At 50.7% G+C, this 272-nt stretch carries 1 pseudogene; it reads right to left on the reverse strand.

What is annotated here, in order from left to right:
• Positions 1 to 55: 55 nt before the first annotated feature.
• Positions 56 to 272, reverse strand: a pseudogene (locus M1B78_RS18625) (hypothetical protein); the annotation flags it as partial.

Consider the following 272-nt stretch of genomic DNA (forward strand, 5'->3'; position numbering starts at 1 on the left):
TTGACAGGCCGCCCAATACTCTATGTCTTTTGCTTGGTTGAAAAAAATAAAGTTCTTATCCCGAACTCACGTTTATAATAATGCTTGAAACAACTACCGAACCGTCCACCTGGCCGCAGATTCCCTTGATACAGCGTCCGCCTACCTCGTCTTTGCCGGCAACCGTGATGTCGCAGGTGGATGTTCCCATGATACGTGTCAGCTCACCTGCCTTGGTGTCGCTGGTGTGGGTTTCCGTGAACAGATGGGGGAGCATTTCCTTCAAGGCCGGA

Source organism: Bacteroides muris (ex Fokt et al. 2023) (genome assembly GCF_024704895.1).
Classification (GTDB): domain Bacteria; phylum Bacteroidota; class Bacteroidia; order Bacteroidales; family Bacteroidaceae; genus Bacteroides; species Bacteroides muris.